The sequence below is a fragment of the Methylotuvimicrobium alcaliphilum 20Z genome, assembly GCF_000968535.2.
Classification (GTDB): Bacteria; Pseudomonadota; Gammaproteobacteria; order Methylococcales; family Methylomonadaceae; genus Methylotuvimicrobium; species Methylotuvimicrobium alcaliphilum.
In genome coordinates this window covers 1615303-1641188 of record NC_016112.1, presented here as the reverse complement: position 1 = coordinate 1641188, position 25886 = coordinate 1615303, and the positions used below count along the sequence as shown (strand labels likewise).

Below are 25886 nucleotides of genomic sequence, written 5' to 3'. Positions count from 1 at the left end.
CTAAATTCGGCAATTTAACCAGCAATTCCCAATTTGGAGATCAAAAAGGGTGTGGGGTATGCTTGGCGAGGATGTCGGCAGGGCAGATTTTTGCTCCTGCAAAATCTGCATTCACGCCATCCTTGGCGCTTGCAGATTTTTGCTCCTGCAAAATCTGCATTCACGCCATCCTTGGCGTTCGAGCTGCCGCCAAGCCCCATGGATGGGTTTACGGCGTTCCTCGACAGGCATACCCCACACCCTAAAATCGGCGAAACTGCTCAAACTGGGAATTGCTGCAATTTAACCATGAAGCACATGAATTTCTTGAAACATTCAAGAAATTATCTAAACATCGCTGCCAACTTCTTGAGTAAGCGAAAGTTTTATATACCCTTTGCTGGTCAAACTTCGGCGCCGGGGGCTCGTCAAAGGACGCCGTGAACCCAGCACCTAAATTATCCAAGATAGTTAACCATAGCCAATGGGCTATGGAATTTAGGTGCTGGGTGAATACGTCCATGTAGGCTCTATGACAGCATCCATGCTGCCAAAGCCTTTGCCGAACACCCCGACGCCTCCATACGCTAATGCCGAAATTTGAAGTGCGATAGGTATAACTTCTTAATCTTCATGCTCTTCATGGTGAAATGCTTTTTTAAGATAATTCTTTTGCTCCAACTGCCATTCTTTTAACCAATTGAGCAAATCCTCCTCTGGCATCGGTTTTGCGATTGCATACCCTTGACCATTTTCACAACCTAGCTCAAGTAATTTCAATAAGTGCGCGACTGTTTCGACGCCTTCCGAGATGACTTGCATTTTGAATATCGAGGCTAGATCAATAATCCCTTTAACGATCGCTAAATCTCCTTCATTTTCCAGCATACCCAATACAAACGACCGGTCGATTTTTAACGTTTTTGCCGGTAAGGATTTCAGATAACTCAACGACGAATAGCCTGTTCCGAAATCGTCGAGCGCAAATACGACACCCAAAGCTTGGCAAGCCTTCATTACCTTAATCGCGCGTTCGTCATCATCCAATGCTCCGGTCTCCAGTATTTCCAACTCAAGACAGCCTGACTGCAAATCCGGATATTCGGCACATTTAGCGGATAAATTCTCAACAAAGTCAGGGTGCAGCAATGCTCCAGCGGCAATATTAATACTAATGGCAATATCGACCCCTGCTTTTTTCCATTGATTCCACCGACTCAAGGCAGTCGATAACACCCAATCGCCGATATTAATCTCAAGCTGACTGCCTTGAATCATCGGCAAAAACATGGAGGGGCTCAGTAAACCACGCGCGGGATGTTGCCAGCGAATCAAGGCCTCGACTCCCAGAATAGCGCCATCGCGAAGATTGATCTTAGGCTGAAAATACAACACAAATTCATTATTGGCCAATGCGCATTCGATACGGGCAAGTTGCTTCCCTTGCTCGTATGCATGTTTTTCTTGAAGCATGTCGAAACGTTGAAATCGATTCTTACCTTGTTGCTTGGCTTGATACATCGCTTGATCGGCATGTCGAATCAGTGTTTCAGTATCGGAAAAATCATCCGGATACAGAGTAAAACCCAAGCTCAATGATACCGACACATATTGATTCGCCAACAACATTTTTGCCGAAACAGCTTTGAGAATTCTTCGTAATATCGTCTTACATTCGCCTCTGTCATTGATATCTAACAATAATAATACAAACTCATCGCCGCCTATGCGTGCCAACGTATCGCCTTCGCGTAAACAAGCCTTGATGCGACGGGTAATTTCTATTAATAATTGATCGCCGACTTGATGACCGAATCGATCATTGATCGGTTTAAATTCATCCAGATCCAGATAACACACCGCCATTAATTTTCGCGAACGTCGCGTATGAACGATGGCTTGTTCAAGTCTATCCGATAATAAAAAGCGGTTCGGAACTCCTGTCAGGGGATCGAAATGCGCGATACGTTCCAACGCGTGCTGATGTTCTTTGATCGGAGTAATGTCGATAAATGAACCGATGAAATGATGAATGCTGTCTTGATCGTCCCTGACCACAGCAATAGACGTCAAAGCCGCGTAAATCTCACCCTGCTTGTTGCGATTCCAAATTTCGCCGCTCCAGTGACCTTCCGATAACAAGGCTTGCCACATGTTTTGGTAGAATTCGGTATCCTGCCGCCCTGATTTGAGTATCCGTGGATTTTCGCCTTTGATTTCGTCAAGTCCATAACCGGTAATACGGCTAAAGGCGTTATTGACATTGATAATACGGTTTTCAACATCGGTAATCACGATGCCGTCATGACTATAGGCAAAGACGGTCGCGGCAAGACGTTGATCTTCTTCCGTCTGACGCAACGCCTGCCGCATTCGTTCGGTTTCCAATAAATTACGCACCCTAAGCTGAGCAATCTGGAGATTAAAAGGCTTTATCAAAAAGTCTGCAGCACCCAGCGATAAACCATGAATTTCGGCTTCGATTTCGCTCAACGCAGTCACGAAAATAATCGGTATATGCCGCAACCTTTCATCGGCCTTGAATAACCGGCAGGTTTCATAGCCGTCGAGATCGGGCATCATGATATCGAGCAAAACCAAATCGGGCGGAGTCTCGCTAGCCAGCTCCAAGCCTTTTTTACCGCTAGTCGCGATCTGGATCTCGTAGTGATCCTTTAATGCCATCCCCAACAACGTAATATTGGCCGGCGTATCGTCGATTATCAGGATTTTCTGGCGCTCAATGCCCACAATGCGTTTCCTTCGTCTCGGTTTCGGAGAATCGCTCACGCAATAACTTTAGCTCTAGATGAGCTTCCTCAAAATTCATATCGTTAATCAACTTACCAAGCTTGGCGAAATGCGTAGCGATCAAACCACCCTCTAGTTTTGCTTGCAGCATGCTAAATTGCTCAACGGCAGTAAACATATTTTTTTCCAACTGGCGCTCAAGACCGTCGAGAATGTCGTTGATACCTTCGCAATTTTTGAAAAACATGCGTTCTTCATCGTTACAAGTCAACGCCTTTTGCTGCTGAATCGCAGACAGATGAATATGGCTTTCGATTACGTTCACTAAATGCTCTATCGTAAAGGGCCGAACGAGTCGTTCATCGATATTCTGTTGAAATACCGAGTCTAACTCTTCGCCGTACTGTTGATCGCTAATGCCGATGATGAATGCGCGGGGAAGATGATTGGCCGATTCCAAGTCGCGAACCTCTCTCGCAAGCCGGCAAAGAGATTTATTTTCCAAACTAGGTTCAATAATGATTGCATCCAACCCAAGATCCTTGACGATAACGTCCGAAATTTGATCGTCATGATCAATACCAATCACTTCGATAGATCGTGCCTTTAGTTGTGCCGACAAATTAGCGCCATGCTCACAATGACTGCCGATCAATAACACGCGGCTTAGTCTGGGATTTGGATTCGATAATTGGGATGAGTTGTCAATATTGGTTGCGAGACCAGGGGGCTCGAACTCATTATCGACTCGGGTAGGTATCCGAAACCAAAATCGCGCTCCCTCTCCTTCATCGCTCACAACCCCGGCTTGCCCTTGCATCATCCCGGCAAAACGCGACACCAGCGACAAACCCAAGCCGGTACCGACATAACGGCGATTCGAACTGCTATCGATCTGGGTAAACGGTTTAAATAAGTCTCGCTGTTTGTCCTTCGGAATACCGATACCGGTATCGCTGATCGAAAACTCCAATTGACAACTCCCCGACTCGTCATGGACCGGACGCGCCTCGATCCGGATGGAACCGCGATCGGTAAATTTAATGGCATTACTGACCAGATTAGACAACATTTGCTTAACTCTGAGCGGGTCAAGTCGATAGGCCTGTGCCTCGCCCCCCATCCATGTTGCATAAATCCTTAGCCCTTTTTGCTGGGCAGCACCGGAAAAAAGCGTCATGATTTCATCCAAAACCTTTTGCGGCTGAACGGCTAAAAAATTCAACTCCAAACGATTCGCCTCGATCTTAGACAAATCTAAAATATCGTTGAGCAAAGCAAGCAAATTATTTCCGGACGTCAGAATCGTACGAGCACATTCTAGGCGTTTAGCATCGTTGCATTCCTGCTTAGCTAATAATTGAGCCATGCCCAGAATCCCGTTCAGTGGCGTTCGGATTTCGTGGGACATCGTCGCTAAAAAGCTGCTTTTGGCACGATTAGCGGCTTCCGCTTTACGAGTCTGGATTTTGTTATTCAGAATCAGCGCGATGTGCGAAAAAAACGGGGCCAAATAATTGCGCATCTGTGCCGACCCAAGCAAATCGGACATTTTGACAACACCCAAAATTTGGTCGCCGATAGTTAAGGGCATCACCCAAGTACAAGCCACCGCCGCTACATTATCCTTGAGCAAGGTATGGTTCAAATCGGTATTTTGTTCGACAAAATGGCGAGTGGCAAAGACCTCCGCCACCAACGAATCTTCAATCTCACCGACAATCCGTTTTTCGCCGAATAAGTTGACATAGTGAATCTCGCCTTCGTCCAGATAATAAATCTCCGTATTGGTACCGCCTAAACTACCGCAAAGAGCCGCGATCATACTATCTAGGAAGTAATCGATACCGGCAATCGGATTGAGCAATTCCACCATATGCAGGACAAGATGCAGATTGGCCTTTTCTTCGGATAGCTTACGGACACGGTGTTCCAAGTGCTCTATACGCCTTTGCAAATCGTGATCGTTTGAATTCATCATGCCCGTTCAAGTCGTTGCTTGATCTAATCGCTGCTTAATAGCTTCGAACAACACTTGCTTTAAGTGTTCAAGATCGACATCGAGCCACTGTAAAGGTAAATCCACAAAATCGGCCGCCGTTTGAGCGGCTTCGGAAAAATCGACGCTGCATGGGGTTTTGAGTGCAAGCATGAATTTATGGCTACTGTGAAAAATTTCGCGTACGACAGTAATATTGTTACCGAAACATGCCGTGATCATCGGTTGCCAAGTCAAGGCCCAGTCCTCGACCAGAAAGTACGCACCCTTTTCAAGCTCCTGCATGAAACGCTCATAACCCAATAACATAACGATGCAATTTTGGCCACGGGTACGGCAAGTGCGATGCTCGTCCAAATAATTGTCCATCAACGGATGGCAACTCCCGTAAAAAACAAAGGTTTTTTCGCCTTTCGCCTCATGCTCTTGCAAGGCTTCGTTAAGTTCTTTCGATAACCGATTCAGGTAATTGTGCAGGGCCGAATCCAAAAAATGCGTTTGCACATTCCAGCCATGAGTCCGGATCAAATAGTCGACTTCTTTGCGCAAAATACCGCAACCGACCATCGTCAAGGGCTCTGTATGCTCCTGATGCAGGACAAATTTTTTCATGTCAACTGCCCGTACTCAAAGGCAGCCGTTATCATCGCCTTGATATTGACCTCCGGCACTGCCAGAGGCATAACGCCATTCCCGAATAAAAAATGTCCGCCCTGCTTGCCTATCTCGACGATGCGTTTAACTTCGGCTTTGGTTTCCGCCTCAGTCCAATGAATCATTTTGATGTCGTCTATCACACCACAAGTCAAGCCGCGGGTATTGATCAAGCGCTTGGCTTCGGCCAAGTCAGCCAATGGACTGATGTAATGCGAGGTGATGCCCAGTTGATCAAACACCAAATCGATGACGCCGTTAAATGGCGCCATACCGCAATAATATACGACATCGGCAACGCCGCCGGGTTGTAAATCGAGTTTCATCCAAGGCAATACGTTTTCTTCGATGATTTTGTTACCGACGAAATAGGGTGAGCCGAACGGCGTCGAATACATCAGAACATTGGCTCCGGCCGCACGTAGCGCATTAATGTGCTGATGAAAAAAATCTACGCATTTACGCAACAATTCGTCGCGCAGATCGACCGGCCCGGTTAAAAACAACTCCATCCATTTATCCATGCCCATCAATAACGCCGGCAAGGTCGTCGAAGCCGTCACATAAGCACAAATGGCATGAGTCTGCCCAATTTCGGCGCGCAGAATCGCTAAACAATCGTCAATGGCCTGCCACGCTTGATGTTGAGTAATATCGGTTGGGACTTCGAATTTGGCGATATCGTCCCAATTCTTGATCACGAAATCTTCTACATTAGGCACGCCGTCATCGGCAAATAATATTTTTTGGCAGCCCAACAATTCGGCTTCCTTGCCGACATAATGCAAACTCCACGCATTGTCATGACCGAAGCGCTTTAACATTCGCAATTGCGCTTCGGCCACGCATTCTCCTCGAGCAAAATAATCTTGCGAGTGCATATTGAGTTCGCGCGCGCCTTGATCGAGCAAATTGCAAAAGATCGGAATACGCGGTGCCGGATCGCCGTTTATAGCCGCCGCTAAAATTTCTAAAGGTGTCATGCGTTCACCTCTTTGATCAATTGGATAATAACTTTTGCCGCCGTCACGCCGTCGGGAGCCCATGCGTCGCCCCCCACTTTTTTGTATAACTCCGGATCGAATCGGTAAGGCGCGCCGCCAACCGCCAATTTTATTTTGTCTTCCAAGCCTCGCTCCTTTAATAAGGCTCGAACCTTGATACTGCCGTTCTCGCCGGTCGCGGTATGCACCATCATGGCCGAGATCGCGATGACTTGCGCGCCGTTTTCAACAGCCCTGTCGACAAATTGTTCGGCGCGGATATTAATACCTAGATCGATGACATCCACCATCAGCGATTTAAGACACCCGATCACGATACGTTTACCGAGCGAGTGTAAATCGCCATAGGCGGCGCCGATCACCACTTTGCCTATCGCTTCCGGCGGGCTAGCGAATTTTTCCAGCATTCGCTCGGTCACTTCCGAGGCGATTTGTGCCGTCATGAAATGTTGCGCCAAATTGGAATCGGGGTCCTGTTCGATGCGCGCCATCATGGCTTCCACGGCAGGGATGACCAAATTGAACACAATATCTTCCGGGCTATAACCGTCCTGTAGAGCCCCGTCGACCACGGCCAAGGCCGCCTGTTTATCGGTTTCGAAAACCGCTTCGTTGTATGCCTGCACATAACGACTCAACATATTTCGGCCCCCTTATGCCATCGGCTGCAAGCGCAAATGCTCGATAAAACTTTCTTCATAGCTACTTATCCCGCCTAAATTGATCGATTTTGTCTTACTTATGATCGTATTTAAACGAGTATTTGCATTTCGGTCCAGCAACAACTGCTCGCACCCGGCCAGACTCGCATTCGCAAAACGTTTGAATCTGTCGACCGGTAAACGGGGCAACAAACCGACACGAATCGCATTGTGTAAATCCAGATGCTGACCCAAACTGCCGCAAATCCAAACAGCCTGTAAATCGCTTGGTTTCAAATCGGCGAACCCGAGTAATTGCATCATGGCTGCGGCGGTCGAAGCCTTGGCTCGTTGAAAAATATCGACATCACTACCAAAAATCGCCGACCTAGCATTGTCGGCATCAAGCCGATAACCCGTACCGCTCGGTTGCAATGATTGGGTAAAGCGACCGGAGGGCTTGAGTATTTGTTTGTCCAACATCACTGCAATCGCATCGATGAAGCCACTGGCACAATATCCTCGAATCGGCTGATCGCCAATCGTAGCAATCAGCCAACGATCGCCGTCATCGCGAACCCGATAAACGGCACCCGTTTCAGCCGCCATACCATTGCGCATCCCGACGCCTTCAAACGCCGGGCCGCCCGGTACCGATGTCACCCATGCCGCAGTGCCGTCCCACAGAGCAATTTCAGTATTGGTTCCCAAATCCGCCAACAGCATCGGAACGGGTTGCTCGGTTATACCTGAAGCCAAAAGATCGGCCAATAAATCCGACCCGACAAAACCGGCCAATGGCTGAGCGATCGAGATATCCGCATGGGGCATACGCCAATCATGGCGCCAAGCGGCAATATCATCGATTCGACACTCGACAGGAATATGCCAATTTTCAAGCCGATACAGATCATCGCTATCGTTACCGCCGCCAATCAACATCAACATGACGGTGTTTCCGACGATAATAATCTTTCCGGTTTCGTCAAGGACGTGAACGACTTCCCCAAAATCTCGACTTAAAATATCTCGAATGCCGTCCAAGATAGCCTTACGCCCTTCGATCATCAAGTCCCGCGAGGCATAAACGTCCAATCGCCGGGAATCCAAACGAGTCAGGACATCGGCACCATGAGCCACTTGAGGATTGATACCTACCCGGCAACCGATGAGCCGAGCGGTATGACGATTCCAAATAGACAAACGAATATGAGTCGTTCCTAAATCGACCGCAATCCCATACGGCTGCCGAACCTCGTCGACATCTTTTGAAAACTCGACCGTAGGCCACTCGCATCGATCCGGACTTCTCCATTGCGACGGCGGAGCAGGATGGGCAAGGTAGGCTTCACCATCACTCAGAGGCCTTAATTGACAGGCGAGTCGATATCCCTGAACCAATTGATCCGGCAATAATTTTTGCCGCTCTGCCGGTGTCGGAGGATTGAACCGGCCGGAAATGACTTGTATCAAACAAGCGCCGCATGTACCTAGTCCTCCACAGGCCGCACGAACCCGAATTTCGGTGTGATCTAGCGCTTCTCGAACCGATAACGAATCGGACAGGTAAAGCTCTAAACCGCAATCATCCGTGCTGACGCGCAACCGATAATATTTTTTTTCTTCGATGGATTCTAAATTTTTTGGCATCGGTCTTTTAGCCGCAATTCGGGCACTATCTTGGAGGGTGGAACTCATATTACTATAGTAATATTCATGAAGGTCTGGCAATCGATCGTCCCGGCAAATGAAAGTTCTCTGGTGGCGGAGGGTGCGGTCACTCGCCCGATAGGACGCCGATGCCGAATTTTGATCTACGATGATGATAAATAAATTTTGAGGTCTTAATGTCAAACGATACCGCTAGCCTTGAGCAGCGCCCTAGCATTCTGATAGTCGATGACGAAAGCGTAAATCTTTCGGTTTTCGGACAATGTTTGATGACGGATTATGCGGTATTGGTCGCAACATCGGGCGTTAAAGCCTTGGAAATAGCGAATAATACCTCACTAGACCTCATACTGTTGGACATTATGATGCCCGGCATGGATGGTTACGAAGTCATTAAAGCGTTGAAGAGTAATCCGAAGACGCAAGACATTCCTGTCATTTTCGTGACGGCGTTGACCTCCGAACTAGACGAAACATTCGGTTTTTCGTTGGGTGCGGCGGATTATCTCTATAAACCCTGCAACTTATCGATATTATCGGTCAGGGTCAACTTACAAATAGAACTTAAAAAAGCGCGCGAACGCTTACAAAATCAAAATATCCATCTCGAGACGGAACTGCAAAAACGCATGCAGGAACATCAATTGATTCAATCCGAACTGATGCAATCGGAAAAACTCGCCGCGATCGGTCAATTAGCGGCCGGCATTGCACACGAAATCAATAATCCGTTGGGGTTTATTTTTTCCAACCTCAATTCCTTTCAAGAATATGCCCTCGAAATATTCGACTTGATCGACCAATACGATAATCAACTTTCCAAATGCCGGCCCCAACCGGACTGTATCGAAAAATTACAAGCCTTGAAGCAGCAAAAAGACTGGAATTTTTTGCGCGAGGATATAGCCGATCTGATTAGCGAATCCAAAGAAGGTTTAACCCGAGTACGAAATATCGTACGTGCCTTCAATCAATTCACCGATGACAACGGCCAAAACTGGCAACAATACGATATCAAGCAGAGCTTGGATACGACTTTAAAGGTGTTCGTCTGCAGCCAAAATATCCAATGCCGTATTCGCAAAGAATATGGAGACACGCCCGAGATCGAATGCATTCCTCAACTCATGAATCAAGTTTTTTTAAGTTTGCTGACTAATGCCTGGCAAGCCGTCGGCGAATCCGGCGAAATCATCATACGAACCGGTATCGACGACAAACAAATATGGGTGGAAATTGCAGACGACGGCCCCGGGATTAATCCGAACCATATGCATCGATTATTTGAACCGTTTTTCACGACGCGCCCTATTGGCAAAGGTATCGGCCTGGGCTTATCGACCGCAAATAATATTGTCCGAGCTCATCATGGCAGAATCGATGTTTCGAGCCAAATCGGAGAGGGCGCCAGTTTTAAGATTTGGTTGCCTATTCATCAAACGCATGACTGAATGATTTATACCCCTCGTAGATCAAAATTCGGCGCAGGGGTGCCCGTCAAAGGACGCCGTGAATACGTCCCTGTAGGCTCTATGCCAGCTCCATGCTGGCCCCTCACCTAGCGTTAGGTGAGGGGCCGCACACCCCGGTGCCTCCTTAGACACTGCCGAAATTTGAAGTGCGAAAGGTATACTTTCGCGTCGGCATCGACTATCTATTGCTACCGGCATACTCGCCGATATACTCCACTTCCACTTCGACAAGTCCTTTAACGCCTATCGCTTTAGCCGCGCCTTTCGATAGATCGATCAAACGATTTTTGGCGAAGGGGCCGCGATCGTTCACGACCAAAATAATCGACCGGCCATTTTGCAAGTTAGTCACTTTGACTCTGGAAGGTAAAGGAAGCGTTTTATGCGCGGCGCTTAAGCCATCGGGATTAAACTTGACGCCCATCGCAGTCCGATTTCCGGATTCGGCGCCATACCAAGAAGCAATGCCTCTTTCTTTATATCCATTGGGATTGACTAAGGGATAGTAGCGTTTGCCATTCACTTGGTAAGGCCTGTTATAAGGCGCATCTCTCTTGAATTCGATTGCTCTATCGAAGCCATCTTCCGGCACCGGTTGTTTGACTGAACAACCGAATAACATCAAAGCAGAAATCGCCAAAACGACAGCGAACCCGTAATTACGTCTAACGAGCAAATGATACGATTTTTTATGCAACAACTGAAAAGCCATAAGATACTTAAAATTCAATATATTGACAAACATTCTTAAAATAGCTCAATAAACTTAACGTCTGCTGAAGAACAACTGGCGAATTGATACGAGCGCCAGGATATTTTCGCCAAAACCCCAAAAAAGAAATTGCCACCACCGGTATTCTGATCGGCCGCGATTTGCAGTGAAGTCTTAAATATTAGATACTCCCAGTTCCAAAAGGGGAGCTTATAATCATTTTTCATTGATTTCACGACACTTCAAATGCAGCTGCCGCTCATCCATCAAATTTAAGTTTCCAATTAATCATACTCTCTCGCTAATACCCGGGACGTAGATACCAGTAAAAATTGGCGTCAACTCGGTTAATCGAAGTTTCCACCTTCACCAATTTACACACTTTGATTGCTGACAACCGGGATGATTGCAATGCCGCGACATTTTGGTAAACACGACTTATGACCGAGTACGCTACGAAAACGGCCTACTAATAAATTCGAGGAATAAACATGAACATCAACGAAGCAATTTCACTGACCCGAAATCCAAGTCTCTGGCTATTGCTATTTTTCTTGATGGCACCGTTTAATGTAGCCTGGTCTCAAGACGCACAACAAGCTACGGAACCCGAGAATAGCACCGAATACGCCACGCTCGACCAAACCATCGAAGCCATTACGGAACGTCGTAAAGCCTTGGAAAATGAAAGAACTGAAATCAACCGGCGTTTGCAAAAAGCATCGGACCAAGATTCCGAACTATTACAAAAGCAACTCGCACTGCTGGAACAAACAGCGGCAACCTTTACGGCACAAATCATCGAACTCAATCGAAGTCAGGAATTAGATGCACAAAAAACCGCCGACTTACAAGAAATTGCCCGACTAGAGAAAGAGCCTGAGCCTGAAAAACCTTTTTCAGTTTTGGATTTGGACCGCGCACGAGAACAACTCGCCATAGAGTCGGCCCGGGTTAAAGTAGTTCGCGCCAAAGTCGATTTCGCTAAAGAAGGCTTGGCGCAAACGCAACTGGCATTTAAACAAACACAAGACAAACTGACTCAAATACAAAATCAAAATGGCGCAATCGAGCCCTTGCTGCTGAAAGCGGCGGAATTGGAAAATGCTCTCGCCGAACAACAACAAACGCTTCGCGAACTGGAACTGAAAAACGAAGAAAAAACGTTTTCAGTCTACGACACCCATCTTGATCTATTACGTCGTCAAACCGACTATTTACAGCAACACGCCGGCTTCAACAGTTCGGAATTGACCCAAAAAAACGAGAGCATTCGCAAACATCAATTCGAACTGAACCGCGATTTGTCTCGACTCAACGATCAGCAATCAAAGGCACAAAGCCTATTGGATCAAGCCAGGAAGCGTCTGGAAGCGGCTTCTTTCGAAGATATACACGCCATTGAAGAAACAGAAGCGCGCCGCCTGGAGCTAGAAGCACTTAAATCGAAAACCGATGCCGCGCAACGCGAACTAAAATTAATTTCGGAAAGAAAGGAGATATGGCAAAAGCGCCATGCCGTATTCAATGAATCAGTCGAACAACAGGAATTACCGAATTGGCGATCGCATTCTAACTCAGCCATTACACAAATCGAACAAGAACAAGCCACCATCAAGCTTTGGCTCAGCGACTGGCAAAGCCGACTGAATGCAGTCGGCAGCAAAACGATACCGGACAAGCCCATTTGGGAATCCCGTCAAAGCGAACACATACAAAGTATCATCGGCACGTTGACCGAATTAAACGGTGCCATGGATGAAAGCCGCCGGCTTCACCAATACTTAATCGAAGATATTAATGCCAGAACCTCGCAATACAACCTTCGCGATCGGATCAAAAGTTTAATCAACATGGAGATCAATCATAATTCGCTATTGGATTGGTTTTACGCCTTTGCCATCGCGTCGGTGACCTTTATTTTATTATTCGTTTTGCGTTGGTTTCTGATACGCGGATTGAGGCATGCCGCCGAACGCAAACATTTCTCCCAAGCAAATGAAATTCTGAGCACGGTCAAACGCGCCAATCTTATTTTCTTTCTGGTCGTCGCTGTATTTTTCGCATCATTATCGCTAACGCTTGACCCCGCCACAGACGCAACGATCGCTAAAATCACAAAAGTCGTTATCGCGTTACAGATCGCGATTTGGCTGAGCGGTTTTATACGAGCCTGGATTTTCCGTATTTTGTCGCGCAAAACCAAACGCGACGGCGCGAGCATGGGCGCTTTGGCAATCCTTAATTTCATTAGCCAGGTATTGTTATGGGCAGTTGCTCTGCTACTGATCCTGCAAAACATCGGTATCGATATCACCGCATTGGTTGCCGGACTCGGTATCGGCGGTATCGCGGTCGCTTTGGCGCTGCAACGCATCCTCAGCGATTTATTCGCATCGCTGTCTATCGTGCTCGACAAACCCTTCGTAATCGGAGATTTCGTTAATTTCGGCGACTTTTTCGGCACCATAGAACATATCGGCGTCAAAACCACCCGGTTGCGCAGCCTCACCGGCGAGCAGATCATTTGCGCCAATGGCGAACTGCTCGACACCCGTATCCGCAACTACAAACGCATGCAAGAGCGGCGCGTGGTATTCAAACTTGGCGTGGTCTATGATACGCCCTATGAAAAGCTGCAAGGCATTCCGGCAATGCTCAAAGCAATCGTCGAGAAGCGAGATAAAACTCGCTTCGATCGCGCTCATTTTTTTCAATACGGTGAGTTCTCTCTCGATTTCGAAATCGTCTATTATGTGCTCAGCCCTGACTACGGTGTATACATGGATGCGCAGCAAGCCATCAATCTGGACATTTACCAACAGTTCCAACAGGAAGGCATTGAATTCGCCTACCCGACTCAGTCGCTGTATGTACATAATAAGACAGTTTCGGAGCCTAAATTATCTGAAATTGGTTAATCAAGCCTCCAGGAAAACCCATTGGCCAAGAACGTGAGTCTAAATCAAGGAAGCATCATCGCGAATGTTGTTCAAATACTCGAACGGCGGATAGTCTTGTCCGAAATCGGTTGGGATAACGAAACGATCGCCTCGATCATCGAATTGGGCGATGAAGACCCGGACAAACCTTATCTATTGCCGGGTTTTATCGATGCGCATGTGCATATCGAAAGCTCGATGCTGACGCCGGACGAATTTGCCCGAATCGCGTGCCGGCACGGTACCGTCGCTGCGGTATCCGACCCGCATGAAATTGCCAATGTGCTCGGCCTGGACGGGATTCGCTTCATGTGCGACAGCGCCGCATTGACGCCGATGCCGATATTGTTCGGAGCGCCCTCATGCGTGCCGGCAACGCCGTTCGAAACGGCCGGCGCGCGCCTCGACAGCGAACAATTGGCCTGGTTGTTCGAAAACCGGCAGGCAGGTTATCTATCTGAAGTGATGAATTATCCCGGGGTTTTGCATGATGATCCTGATATTACGGCAAAATTGGCATTGGCCAAGCGTTTCGGCTACCCGATCGACGGTCATGCGCCTGGCCTGAGCGGCGAAGACGTCAAGCACTATGCGGCAGCCGGCATTTCGACCGATCATGAATGCAGCACGCTCGATGAAGCCCGCGAAAAACTCGCGGTCGGGATGCACATATTGATTCGGGAAGGTTCGGCGGCGCGCAATTTCGAGGCATTGCATCCATTGATCGACGAAGCTCCCGAGCGCGTGATGTTGTGCAGCGACGACAAGCACCCGGATGACTTGGTCGCAGGTCATATCAATGTCTTGGTTGCCCGGGCCGTCGCGCACGGTCACAGCGTTTTCGATGTCTTGCGCTGTGCCTGTTGGAATCCGGTCGATCATTATAATTTGCCGGTCGGACGTCTGCGCGTCGGCGAACGCATGGATGCGGTGCTGGTCGAAAATCTGGCCGACTTTAGCGTACTCGGCACTTGGGTTGGAGGCCAAAAAGTTGCCGAGCACGGCAAGAGCCTGTTAACGCATCACGCAACAAACCCCGTCAATCGCTTCGCCGCCGCACCGATTAGCGCATCCGATCTCGAAGCGCCGGCGAGCGGCGAGCAAATCCGCGTCATCAAAGCGTTCGACGGCGAATTGTTCACGCAAGCCGTGTTGCGCACGCCTAAAATCGTGCATGGACAGATCGTGCCCGACATCGAATCCGACCGGTTATTACTAACCGTTGTCAATCGTTACGAAGCAGCCCGCCCGGCGCTGGCCTTCATCGAAGGCTTCGGATTGCAACGAGGCGCATTGGCGTCGAGCGTAGCCCACGATTCGCATAACGTCATCGCGGTCGGCGCCGATAGCGAGGCCATTTGCCTAGCTGTCAATGCGGTAATCGCGGCGCGAGGCGGCATTGCCGTAGCGGACCGGGAGCGTGTCGAATTACTGCCGCTGCCGATCGCCGGCTTGATGAGTGACGCCGACGGCGACAGCGTCGCGGCGCGCTATGCCGATTTGGACGCATTGGCCAAGCGACTGGGTTCGCCTCTGCGCGCGCCGTTCATGACCTTATCGTTCATGGCTCTGCTGGTCATTCCAGAATTGAAATTGAGCGACCGGGGTTTGTTCGACGGCCGGACATTTTCCTTTACGCCACTGACGGTGACTCCGCAATGACTCGTTTTATCTTGAATCGAATAGCGATCGGCGATCATGCTCACCCGGCAACGGTCGTGCTGGATTTGATTCGTCAGCGCCAAGGTCTAACCGGCACCAAGGACGTCTGCCGGGAAGGCGATTGCGGCGCCTGCCAAGTGTTGCTCGGAAAAATTCGCGGAGGCCGCTTACGCTATCAGGCCGTCAATGCCTGCTTGTTACCGTTGGGCGCGATCGACGCTTGTCATGTCGTAACGGTGGAGGGCCTTAACGCCGAATCATTGAATCCGGTTCAACGCGCCTTGGTCGATTGCGGCGCGATTCAATGCGGCTTCTGCACGCCCGGCCTGGTAATGGCCTTGACCGGCTTTTTTCTGAATGCCGAAACTTCCGATGAACAGGCCGCGATCGATGCGCTTGCCGGTAATCTATGCCGCTGCACCGGTTACGCCGGCATCAAACGCGCGATAGCACGGCTCTGCCGACAATTCGACCTGTCCGTCTCGCCGCCGGAATGCAGAATCGACGATTTGGTCCGCTGGCAAATTCTGCCGGCTTATTTTTCGGAGATTGCCGCGAAACTCGCGGCCCTTTCGCCGCGCGATGCGGTCGAGCCGTCGCCGGACGCGTTACTGGTCGGCGGCGGCACTGATTTATGGGTGGCCAGACCGCATTCGCTGCACATCCGGCCATTGGCATTTTTGCCCGATAGCTCCGACAGTGTTCGTTTTGATGCTGACGATTGCATCGTAAATGCCGCGGCATCGATAGAACAACTTCAAACCTCCAAGTTGTTTCGGCAATTGTTTCCGTCGGTCACGCAAGACTTTGAATTGATTTGCTCGGCGCCGGTTCGGACGCGCGCGACGGTTGGCGGCAATCTGGTCAATGCCTCGCCGATTGCCGATCTAGCGGTGTTTTTTCTGGCCTTGAATGCCAGTCTGCTGCTGGTTTCGCATGACGCATGCCGCACCGTTTCTCTCAAAGATTTTTTTCAAGGCTATAAACAAGTCGATTTGCAAAGCGGCGAACGCTTGCAGGCCATCCGTTTTAATCGAGCCGCGGCACAGAGTTTCAGTTACGAGAAGGTCGGCATGCGTCGGCATCTCGATATCGCCGCCGTAAATTCGGCGCTCGGCATCGAGCATACCGACGGACGCATCGTCAGCGCCTGTTTATCGGCCGGAGGTGTCGCGCCGGTGCCGTTTTATTTCGAGAAGGCCTGCGACTATTTGCAAGGCCGACCGATAACTCCGGAGACCGTAACTGCCGCGGCCGATATCGCCCGGCAAGAAATCGCGCCGATTTCCGACTTGCGCGGTTCCGCCGATTACAAACGTTTGTTGTTGAGACAGTTGATCTTCGCGCATTTCATGAAGCTATTTCCGGAAGCGATTCGCTGGGAGCAATTACATGCACGCTAATGATCTCGAACTGCATGCCCAAGGGCGCTCGACTTTCGTCGACGATATCGCGCCGCCGGCCGGTTTGCTGCATGCCTTTCCTGTCGTGTCGACAATCGCTCACGGCCTGATCGCAAGCATCGATTTCAGCGAGGCTTTGGCGTGCTCGGGAGTCGCCGCGATAATGACCGCAGCCGATATACCGGGCGTCAACAACATCGGCAATGTCGAGGCCGAAGAAGTGCTGTTGGCTGAACAAACCGTGATATATCAAGGCCAGCCGATCGCCTTGGTCGTTGCCGAATCCGAACACGAAGCCCGGCACGCGGCCGCCCGCATCAAAGTCGACTATCGAGAACTGCCCGCCGTATTCGATGCCCGAGAGGCGCACCGGCAAGGCCTGCACATCGCGCCGCCGCGCATTTTTTCGCTCGGCGATATCGAGCAAGCCTGGCAAACATGCGATGTGATCGTTGAAGGCAAGACGCAATCGGGCGCGCAAGAGCATGTCTACCTGGAAACTCAAACCGCGCTCGTTTATCCGCTGGAAAACGGCGGTTTAAGAGTCGTATCGGCCACGCAGTCGCCGGGCATGGTGCAGCGGGTCATCGCGCGCGTGTTGAAACTGACGATGACGCAGGTCGAAGTCGATGTGCTGCGTCTCGGCGGCGGTTTCGGCGGCAAGGAAGAACAGGCGACGGCCTGGGCCGCAATCGCGGCATTGGCGGCCAGCCGTCTGCAACGGCCCGTCAAAATACGATTGAGCCGAAGCGACGACATGCGTTGGACCGGCAAGCGTCACCCTTACGATGCCGACTTCAAGATCGGCTTGGACCGCAGCGGCAAAATCTTGGCTTATGAAGTCAATTTTTACCAGAATGCCGGTGCGGTCGCCGATCTTTCGCTGGCTATCTTGGAGCGCACGCTGTTTCATGCTTGCAATAGTTATTTCATTCCGAACGTGCGCGCGTCTGCGGTCAGTTGCCGCACAAATCTGCCGCCGAATACCGCATTCCGGGGCTTCGGCGGGCCGCAGGCGATGTTCGTGCTGGAAGCCGCGATTTTCAAAGCCGCGGCGGCATTGCAAATCGATGCAGCCGAAATTCAGCGCCTCAATTTAATGCAAGAAGGACAAGCGTTTCCTTACGGCATGCCCGCGATAGAATGCCGAGCCGGTCTCTGTTGGGAGCGCTTGCAGGAAAATCTTGCGTTGTCTCGGCGGCAACAGGCGATAAACGACTTCAACGCGAGCCATCGACTCGAGAAAAAAGCCTTGGCATTGATGCCGATCTGCTTCGGGATTTCGTTTACCGCAACCTTTCTGAATCAAGCCGGCGCGCTGATGCATGTTTACGCCGATGGTTCGGTCGGCGTCAGTTGCGGCGCGGTCGAAATGGGCCAAGGCGTCAAGCAAAAAATCGGAAACATCGTCGCGTCGACCTTTTCGATAGATCGGGAGCGCGTCAAAGTCGAAAGCACGAATACCTCGCGCATCGCGAATATGTCGCCGACCGCGGCCAGCGTCGGCGCCGATCTCAACGGTCAGGCGACTTTACTGGCTTGCCGGCAGATTCTGCAGGGTTTGAAGCGAGTCGCGGCCGGACTGCTCGATATCGAGGCCGAAGCGGATAAAATCGTCATCGAACAAGAACGCGTATATTTCAACGGCCAGCCGACCGCAATCGGCTGGAATCAATTGATTTCCGAAGCCTATCTGTCCCGGACGGCGTTGTCGGCGCATGCGCATTATGCGACGCCCGGCGTCTATTTCGACAGAAGCAAGGAACAGGGCCGGCCTTTCGCCTATCATGTTTACGGCTGCGCCGCCGTCGAAGTGACGGTCGATTGCTTGCGCGGAATTTATCGCATCGATGAAGTCGCTATCGTGCATGACGGCGGCAAGAGTCTCGCGCCCGAGGTCGATCTCGGCCAGGTCGAGGGCGGTCTGATGCAGGGCTTGGGCTGGATGACGATCGAAGATATCCGTCATGATAGCCAGGGCCGTTTACTGAACGATACGCTGACCGCCTATAAGATTCCCGATATTCATTTCGCACCGGAGATCAACGTCGAATTTTTGGCCAAGGACAATCCGGCCGCGATTCTGCATTCGAAAGCGGTCGGGGAGCCACCGTTCATGTACGGCATCGGCGTGTATTTCGCGCTGATCAAGGCGATACAGGCTTTCAATCCGGCCTTTGAACCGGAGTTCACCGCGCCGATGACGCCGGAAAAAGTGTTGCTGGCCTTGTATGCTGAGTCATGATCCAAGAAAAAACATTTCACCATGAAGAATACGAAGATCATTTAATGGCTTATTATGCCTATGCAAATCATTTTTGCTCTTCTAATGCTCATGAAGACCTGGCAATCACCCCGGTTGATGAAAGTTCTCGGGGAGATGAGGGTGCGGTCACTCGCCCGACAGGACGCCGTGAATACGTCCTTGTAGGCTCGACGGCGGCTTTCCCTGCCGCCGACGCCTGTCGATCGAGCAACCGCACCCTCTTCGGAACCGGCAATTTCGTTGCTGAGCTTTTGCATATCAAAAAATTAGATAAAAGAGTCTCAATCTACGAACTTTCACAGTGAGGTTATTCACTATTTTAAAGCAAGCCGTTGAAAGACTTTATGAACGTCATGTGCATCATGGTTAAACTACCGGATTTAGGATAATGGCGTTGTTGACGTTGCGTAACGGTGTGTCCGGCGCGTTGATTTATGCTGCGGGCGATAGCGGGGCGGCGCTTTTGACCGGCGAATTCCTATGGCCGCGATTGCTCGGTATGATGCTGGTCGGCGGGACGTTGTATGCGATCGAAATTCCCGCCTATTTCAGTTGGCTGGCGCGTCGTTTCGGAGGGAGCGATCTTCGCAACCGTATTCTACGCGCCCTGCTGGCCCAGGCGTTTTTCAATCCGCTCTGGATAGCGCGGCATATCGCATTGATCTATTGTGTTTCGGGCCGCTTTGCCGAACTGCACTGGCACTTGCTGAACATCGGTTTGGCCTCATTTCTGCGCATCGTGCCGCTGGCGCTAACAGCCAATTACCTGATTCAAAATCATATTCCGCTGCGCTGGCGTTTCATCAGCAGCGCGATTTTTTCGGCTATGATGGCGGTCTATTACGCGATGAGTGAGGCATTCTTTGGCTAAATCGGAATCTTTATGGCACTGGCTTGCGAACCGGCTAACACGGTATCGGTCCGTCATGCTCATGATCGTCGTCGAAAGTCATGGCAGTTCGCCCGGCAAGCCAGGGGCGAAAATGGCGGTGACGTCGCATGGCGAATGCTTCGGCACGATCGGCGGCGGTGCGCTTGAAAGCGCCTTGCTCAAAGAAGCCCGTTCGGCCTTGCAAGAGGATGGTTTAGAGCCGAGGCTGAGACGCTTGCAGCATCATCCGACAAGAGACGGCGAAGCATCCGGCATGATCTGCGGCGGCGAACAAACCGTTCTGCTGTATAATTGCCGGCAAGATCAGTCCGCCTTATTCCGAAGCTTGGCGGATAATCCGCAAGGCGTGTTGACACTGTCGCCGGCCGGTATCGCATTCGATGACGCGCAGACCTTGCCTGAGTCGTGCCGGTTTACCCGGCAGGGCGACAACGATTGGTGGTATAAGGAATCCGTCGGTTGGTCCAAACAGGCTTATATCATCGGCGGCGGTCATGTCGGTCTGGCCTTGTCGAGAATCCTGGCGACGCTCGATTTCGACATCACCGTGATCGACGAACGCGAAAATCTCGACACCCTAACGCGCAATGTGTATGCTCGGCAAAAGTTGACTCTGCCGTACCGCGAAATCGGCACCGCGATACCGGAAGGCAGCCTGATCTATGTCTTGATCATGACGCATAGTCATTATGCCGACCAGAAAATAGCCGAGTGCTTGGCCGGCAAAAAAGTCGACTATATGGGCGTATTGGGCAGCCGCAAAAAAATCGCCCAACTCAAAGCCAAGCTTGCCGAAACACTGTCGGCCGATGAGCTTCAACGCATTCGAGGTCCCATCGGCTTGCCGATCCATAGCCATACGCCCGAGGAGATCGCAGTCAGTATCGCGGCAGAGTTGATACAGATTAGCAATAGTGCGAATTCCGAACCCGAATGACTTGCTGATGGTTTGCATAAAAATTTCGCTCATCGAATAGATTAGCGAGAATATTTAGGTATTTTCTTGAAGTCCTTTATGAAGTTCATGTGCTTCATGGTTAAACTGCCGAATTACTGTTAAAGTACACAAAACCAAGAGAGTGCGGTCGTTAGACTGATAGGCGCCGTCGAGCCGAACAAGCTCCAACAACTCCTGAGGCTAATGCCGAAATTTGAAGTGCAAAAGGTATAAAAGCCGATGGTTGACGCCGTTATTTGTCGATTATCCATGAGGACACACAAATGAAATACGGTTTCCGACAAGCGCTGACGTGGATCGTCGTCTATTTGGGCACAGTGCTTCTTCCGATGATACTAGCGATCGGCTTTCAAGCGCCGCCGGCACGTCCATTCGCGGCCGAATTCGGCGCACTGCTCGGCGCTCTCGCGCTCGGCGTTCTGGCAATGCAATCCGTTATTTCAGGACGCCAACGCTGGTTTGCTCAAGGCGCCGGTATGGACAATATCCTGCAATTCCATCGCCAACTCGGCATCTTCGCCCTCTTATTAGTGCTATCACATCCGGCAGCGATGTTCATCGCAGATCCGGGCTATCTGCTTCTTTATATCGACCCTCGAGTCAATTTTTTACGCGCCGCGGCTTTAGGTTTCGTCGTCGTCGCCGCCCTATTCTTAGTCACAAGCTCTCTGTGGCGAACGAAATTCCGGTTGCCCTACGAGCTATGGCGCCTCATTCACGGAATCTTGCCACTGCTGATCATTGTTGGCGGACTCGGGCACGCACTGCTGGTCAACAACTATTTCGCTCAGGATTGGAAAAAAGCGGTCTTGGCGTGCCTGATCGGATTGTCGCTACTATTGATTATCGAGTCCCGCCTTCTGCGCCCCCTAAGAATGCTCCGGCAGCCGTGGCGCGTCATTGAAGCCAAAGCTGAAACCGATCAAGCCACGACCTTGGTGTTCGAGGCCGAAGGCCACGCTGGAATGAAATTTCGGCCCGGACAATTTACCTGGTTGACGCTAGGCGATTCACCGTTTTCGCTCCAACAACACCCTTTTTCGATTTGCTCGAGCGCAGCCCATCCGGAACGATTGGAGATTACCGCCAAGGCGCTCGGCGACTTCACCAGCGGACTAAGTGAAGTTAAACCGGGCACCCGCGCTTGGCTGGAAGGCCCTTACGGCGTATTCTTTCACGATGCGACTCGCTCGCGCGCTACTGTATTCATTGCCGGCGGCGTCGGCATCACGCCGATTATCAGCATGTTGAGAACCTACCGCGAGCTGGGCGCTCATTCTCCTTTATGGCTGATTTATGCCTGTTCGGATGCCGAAGCCATCCTCTTTCGAGAAGAGTTAGATGAGATGGCCGCCCAATTGCCGTTAACCTTGGTGTACGTCATTACAAATCCACCGGAAGATTGGAGCGGCGAGACCGGCTACGTCGATGAGGATTTACTCGCCCGTCATCTACCCGATGATAACGAGTCGATCGAATATTTTCTGTGCGGCCCGCCGCCGATGATGGACAGTGTCGAACCGATTTTGATCGCCCGGGGAGCCGCACTCAACCGGGTTTATTCGGAACGTTTCAACCTCGTCTAAAGGAATCGCCGATGCTACATATTAAAGCCCGCCATTCCGGGACCCTGACCGCCATCCTGCTGGCAATTATCACATTTGTCTTGGCGGGCTTACGAACCGACGCTCTTGATCCCGAAGCATGGCAAGTCGTTTTATACGGTTGGCAAGAGACGCTCGACGCTATTGCATTCGCCGACGCATGGCCGTTAAGCCCGCTATTTATTTGGACCGGCATCGTCATTTGCCTTTCGCAATCGGCGTCATTATCGGGACTGAATCTGGCGATATTCAGCTTGAGCCGTTTGCATCTCGAAACCGCCGCCGAAAAAGGCGACCGAAATGCCCGCCGGGTTTTGGCGTTACGCCGGAATTCCAACTTTACCCTGACCGCTATTTTGTGGGGTAACGTCTCGGTCAATGTCTTGTTAACCCTATTGGCCGATTCGGTATTGTTCGGTTTATCGGCGTTTTTCTTCTCGACCGTTGTGATCACACTATTCGGCGAAATCGTCCCTCAAGCTTATTTTTCGCGTCATGCGCTACGCGTGGCGGGTTTCCTGACGCCTTTATTACGCTTTTATCAAGTCTTACTGTGGCCGTTGGCTTGGCCATCGGGCAAACTTCTTGATGCCTGGATCGGCCAAGAAGGCATTCCTTGGTTGAGAGAACATGAGGTGCATCAATTGCTTGAGCTTCACGCGCGAGAAATCGATACCGAAATCAGCCAAATCGAAGCCACCGGCGCGATCAATTTTCTGAAACTCGATGACATACCGGTCAGCCAGGAAGGCGAACCGCTCGACCCGCGCAGCGTGATTAACTTGCCGTTTCGTGACGGCCGTCCGGTGTTCCCAACATTACAACGCAATGCCGACGACCCATTTTTACAAAAAGTTGCCGCCTCCGGTAAAAAATGGGTCGTGCTGGTCGACGACCGCGGCGAGCCTCGTAGAATACTGAGCGCACCAACCTTCTTACGCAGAGCTTTATTCGGAGCTACGCCATTCGATCCGCAAACGCTCTGCCACCATCCGCTAGTCGTGTTCGATTCAACCCAACCGCTCGGCCAAGTACTGCACCGCCTTACCGTTCGCTCTGAAAAACCGGGCGACGACGTCATCGACGAGGATTTGATCTTGGTTTGGGAAGATAATCAACGCCGCATCATTACCGGCTCGGATTTACTCGGACGTTTATTGCGCAAAATCGCCCAACCTGCCCCGCCGTTGAAGACTTAAAAATTACTCGCGCAGAGAATTGGTTTGCTGTGGTTTGCTAGCTTTTATAAGGCTCTGTATGTGATAAAAGTTGAAGTCATTATTCAGACCACTGCATTTAAAACAAGGGCGAAAACCCATGGATGGGTTTCGTAGCAGTATCGCGGCTGACGGTCCGCGAACCGACTACACATAAGCGTCGCGATAGCGACACAAAGCCTTATTTAGATCTTATAGTTAACTAGAAAAAAGGAATATCTTAACTATTTAATTTTCCATAGTTTTTTATACCTTTCGTACTTCAAATTTCGGCAGTGCCTGAGGAGGCACTGGGGTGTGCGGCCCCTCACCTAACGCTAGGAGAGGGTCTGGCATAGAGCCTTGTATGATTAATTTAAATGACTTTTAGCCAGGAAATACTTTAAGCTTTAAGCTGTACCAAGTTCATTGGGAGGCCGCTTGAGCCTGAGGACTGGATTAAACCAGAGCCTACAGGGATGTATTCACCCAGCACCTAAATTCCATAGCCCATTGGCTATGGTTAACTATCTTGGATAAATTTAGATGCTAGGTTCACGACGTCCTTTGACGGACACCTCTGTGCCGAATTTTGATCTACGCTGAGTATAATGCGTTTGCCCTGGGCTTGAAGGCATAAGTATCTACACATCTTTATCTTTTAAAATCATGTTGTTATAAAGCTTCTTCTGATTTTTATGAAGATAGGGACTAAAAATTGAAGTTTTTAGTCTACTTTTTTATCCTAGATTACAGAAAAATTAACTTAACTAATTGTTTTATAAAGCTGAGAACTTATGTAGATACCTATAGCTTGAAGGGGGGCGTAATTGAAAATATTTCGTGATTTTCGTATGCTTCGTCGACAAAAACTATTTTATAGGATCAACCGATCAACTCGAGCAATCGGTCGGTCGACGTTTGCCAACTGAAATTCTCCAGCACGAACCGCCGATTGTTTTCCGACCGCTTGCCTCCTTTACCCTGGGCAAGCGCCTCACACACTCGATCGGCGAACGGCTGTACATCGTCGATTATCGCGACATTCAAACTGTCATTGACCGGAATGCCTTCAATCGCCATCGATGTCGCAATGACGGGTTTAGCCATGGCCATTGCTTCCAGCACTTTATTTTGAATGCCTCGCGCAATACGCAAAGGCGTCACGACCAAATCGGCATGCGCGATAAAGGGGCGGACATCGTCTACACTACCGGTCACGACGACACCGTCTATTTGGGCAAGCGACAACACGTCCTTGGTCGGCTTGGAACCGACAATATAAAATTCGGTATTGGGGTGTTTTTTCCGAATGGCCGGAAATACCTTTTCGGCAAACCATTTAACCGCATCGACATTGGCCCAATAATCCATCGCGCCGGTAAACGCTAATACTTGGCTTTCAGGGCGATACGGAGAGTCGAATGCATGATCCGGCGAAAAATAATTGGTATCGACGCCGTTATTGACCGAACCGATGCGATCCTCGAATTCCGGAGCCAAGGTTTTAAATAAACCAGCTTCTTGTTCGGAAACAAAAAAACCGGCTTTGGCTTGAGAGATTAATTGTTTCTCAAATTCGAGCAAGCGTTCGGACTCGCGCCGATAGATCCAGCTTTCCGGCCAAGTTTTTTTCTCGGCATATTGCCGCCATTTATCCGAATCGACGTCGACATAATCGGCGATCAGCGTCAAATCTTCACGATTAAGGACATATTGCCCCATGACCGACGAAAAAATCAACACTTTGCGAATCTGATGGCGCTCGATGACGTCATTCACCCATTGCTGGAGCTTAGGATTCTTGTAATAAGGCAGACTTAGGGCCTTGCAGGTCAATAACCCGGTAAGGCTTTTGATTTTGGATTGCAACGGATCTAACGATTCGATGCAGGATTCTTGACAGTAATTTTTGACCGTGTCGGCATACTGCCAATCATTTGGATCATCAATGAAGCTACCCAAAAAGATTTGATACCGCTGCGATAAGGCCTTAAGAAAATGAAACGAGCGGATTTTATCGCCTTTATTCGGCGGATAGGGAATACGATGAACCAAAAATAATAAATTTTCCCTCATA

Annotated in this window: 18 protein-coding genes; 10 read left to right on the top strand and 8 right to left on the bottom strand. The window is 50.1% G+C overall.

The genetic code is table 11. From position 1 onward, the window contains the following. Positions 1–603 precede the first annotated feature (603 nt). The 6 genes from MEALZ_RS07065 to MEALZ_RS07040 are packed head-to-tail and all read right to left on the bottom strand — an operon-like array spanning position 604 to position 8678. The gene (locus MEALZ_RS07065; protein ID WP_014147930.1) at positions 604–2730 is read right to left on the bottom strand and encodes a GGDEF/EAL domain-containing response regulator; all 2127 of its coding nucleotides are present in this window, start codon (positions 2728–2730) and stop codon (positions 604–606) included. Then, the gene (locus MEALZ_RS07060) at positions 2720–4711 is read right to left on the bottom strand and encodes a sensor histidine kinase (protein WP_014147929.1); all 1992 of its coding nucleotides are present in this window, start codon (positions 4709–4711) and stop codon (positions 2720–2722) included. Before MEALZ_RS07060 ends, MEALZ_RS07065 begins: the two co-directional genes overlap by 11 nt. Positions 4712–4717: 6 nt before the next feature. Beyond that, positions 4718–5341 (bottom strand): DUF1638 domain-containing protein, encoded by a 624-nt coding sequence (locus tag MEALZ_RS07055; RefSeq protein ID WP_014147928.1) that lies wholly within the window; start codon positions 5339–5341, stop codon positions 4718–4720. Continuing rightward, complete coding sequence (locus tag MEALZ_RS07050; protein WP_014147927.1) at positions 5338–6366, bottom strand: uroporphyrinogen decarboxylase family protein; 1029 nt, start codon at positions 6364–6366, stop codon at positions 5338–5340. The genes MEALZ_RS07055 and MEALZ_RS07050 overlap by 4 nt, the downstream gene beginning before the upstream one ends. Further along, positions 6363–7028, bottom strand: a complete 666-nt coding sequence (locus tag MEALZ_RS07045) for a cobalamin B12-binding domain-containing protein (RefSeq protein WP_014147926.1) — start codon at positions 7026–7028, stop codon at positions 6363–6365. Before MEALZ_RS07045 ends, MEALZ_RS07050 begins: the two co-directional genes overlap by 4 nt. 12 nt (positions 7029–7040) lie before the next feature. Continuing rightward, on the bottom strand, positions 7041–8678 hold the full coding sequence (locus MEALZ_RS07040) for an ASKHA domain-containing protein (RefSeq protein ID WP_014147925.1): 1638 nt from the start codon (positions 8676–8678) through the stop codon (positions 7041–7043). Positions 8679–8875: 197 nt separating this feature from the next. Here MEALZ_RS07040 and MEALZ_RS07035 point away from each other — a divergent pair, with 197 nt between their 5' ends. Next, the gene (locus MEALZ_RS07035) at positions 8876–10150 is read left to right on the top strand and encodes a sensor histidine kinase (protein ID WP_014147924.1); all 1275 of its coding nucleotides are present in this window, start codon (positions 8876–8878) and stop codon (positions 10148–10150) included. A 199-nt stretch (positions 10151–10349) separates the two neighbouring features. On the opposite strand, the gene MEALZ_RS07030 is transcribed toward MEALZ_RS07035, so the two are convergent. After that, a complete protein-coding gene (locus tag MEALZ_RS07030) occupies positions 10350–10883 on the bottom strand; it encodes a septal ring lytic transglycosylase RlpA family protein (RefSeq protein ID WP_223842355.1) in 534 nt (177 codons plus the stop codon). 491 nt (positions 10884–11374) lie between these two features. On the opposite strand from MEALZ_RS07030, the gene MEALZ_RS21680 reads away from it, so the two are divergent. The 9 genes from MEALZ_RS21680 (at position 11375) to MEALZ_RS06980 (ending at position 23809) form a co-directional block, all read left to right on the top strand. Continuing rightward, complete coding sequence (locus MEALZ_RS21680) at positions 11375–13804, top strand: mechanosensitive ion channel domain-containing protein (protein ID WP_014147922.1); 2430 nt, start codon at positions 11375–11377, stop codon at positions 13802–13804. 33 nt (positions 13805–13837) lie between these two features. Then, positions 13838–15487 (top strand): adenine deaminase, encoded by a 1650-nt coding sequence (ade, locus tag MEALZ_RS07015; protein WP_046061427.1) that lies wholly within the window; start codon positions 13838–13840, stop codon positions 15485–15487. Further along, positions 15484–16890: a 2Fe-2S iron-sulfur cluster-binding protein gene (locus tag MEALZ_RS07010; RefSeq protein ID WP_014147920.1), complete on the top strand. Its 1407-nt coding sequence runs from the start codon at positions 15484–15486 to the stop codon at positions 16888–16890. Before ade ends, MEALZ_RS07010 begins: the two co-directional genes overlap by 4 nt. Then, the gene (locus MEALZ_RS07005) at positions 16880–19135 is read left to right on the top strand and encodes a molybdopterin cofactor-binding domain-containing protein (RefSeq protein WP_014147919.1); all 2256 of its coding nucleotides are present in this window, start codon (positions 16880–16882) and stop codon (positions 19133–19135) included. The genes MEALZ_RS07010 and MEALZ_RS07005 overlap by 11 nt, the downstream gene beginning before the upstream one ends. Then, positions 19132–19461, top strand: a complete 330-nt coding sequence (locus MEALZ_RS07000; protein ID WP_014147918.1) for a hypothetical protein — start codon at positions 19132–19134, stop codon at positions 19459–19461. The genes MEALZ_RS07005 and MEALZ_RS07000 overlap by 4 nt, the downstream gene beginning before the upstream one ends. An 83-nt stretch (positions 19462–19544) precedes the next feature. Continuing rightward, complete coding sequence (locus MEALZ_RS06995) at positions 19545–20027, top strand: hypothetical protein (RefSeq protein WP_014147917.1); 483 nt, start codon at positions 19545–19547, stop codon at positions 20025–20027. A 55-nt stretch (positions 20028–20082) separates the two neighbouring features. Further along, positions 20083–20985, top strand: coding sequence for an XdhC family protein (locus MEALZ_RS06990; protein ID WP_014147916.1), 903 nt, complete (start codon positions 20083–20085; stop codon positions 20983–20985). A gap of 284 nt (positions 20986–21269) precedes the next feature. Next, positions 21270–22592: a ferredoxin reductase family protein gene (locus MEALZ_RS06985; protein ID WP_014147915.1), complete on the top strand. Its 1323-nt coding sequence runs from the start codon at positions 21270–21272 to the stop codon at positions 22590–22592. Positions 22593–22603: 11 nt separating this feature from the next. After that, positions 22604–23809: a DUF21 domain-containing protein gene (locus MEALZ_RS06980; RefSeq protein ID WP_014147914.1), complete on the top strand. Its 1206-nt coding sequence runs from the start codon at positions 22604–22606 to the stop codon at positions 23807–23809. Between the two features lie 882 nt (positions 23810–24691). On the opposite strand, the gene MEALZ_RS06975 is transcribed toward MEALZ_RS06980, so the two are convergent. Then, positions 24692–25885, bottom strand: coding sequence for a TIGR03087 family PEP-CTERM/XrtA system glycosyltransferase (locus MEALZ_RS06975; RefSeq protein ID WP_014147913.1), 1194 nt, complete (start codon positions 25883–25885; stop codon positions 24692–24694). Position 25886 lies beyond the last annotated feature (1 nt).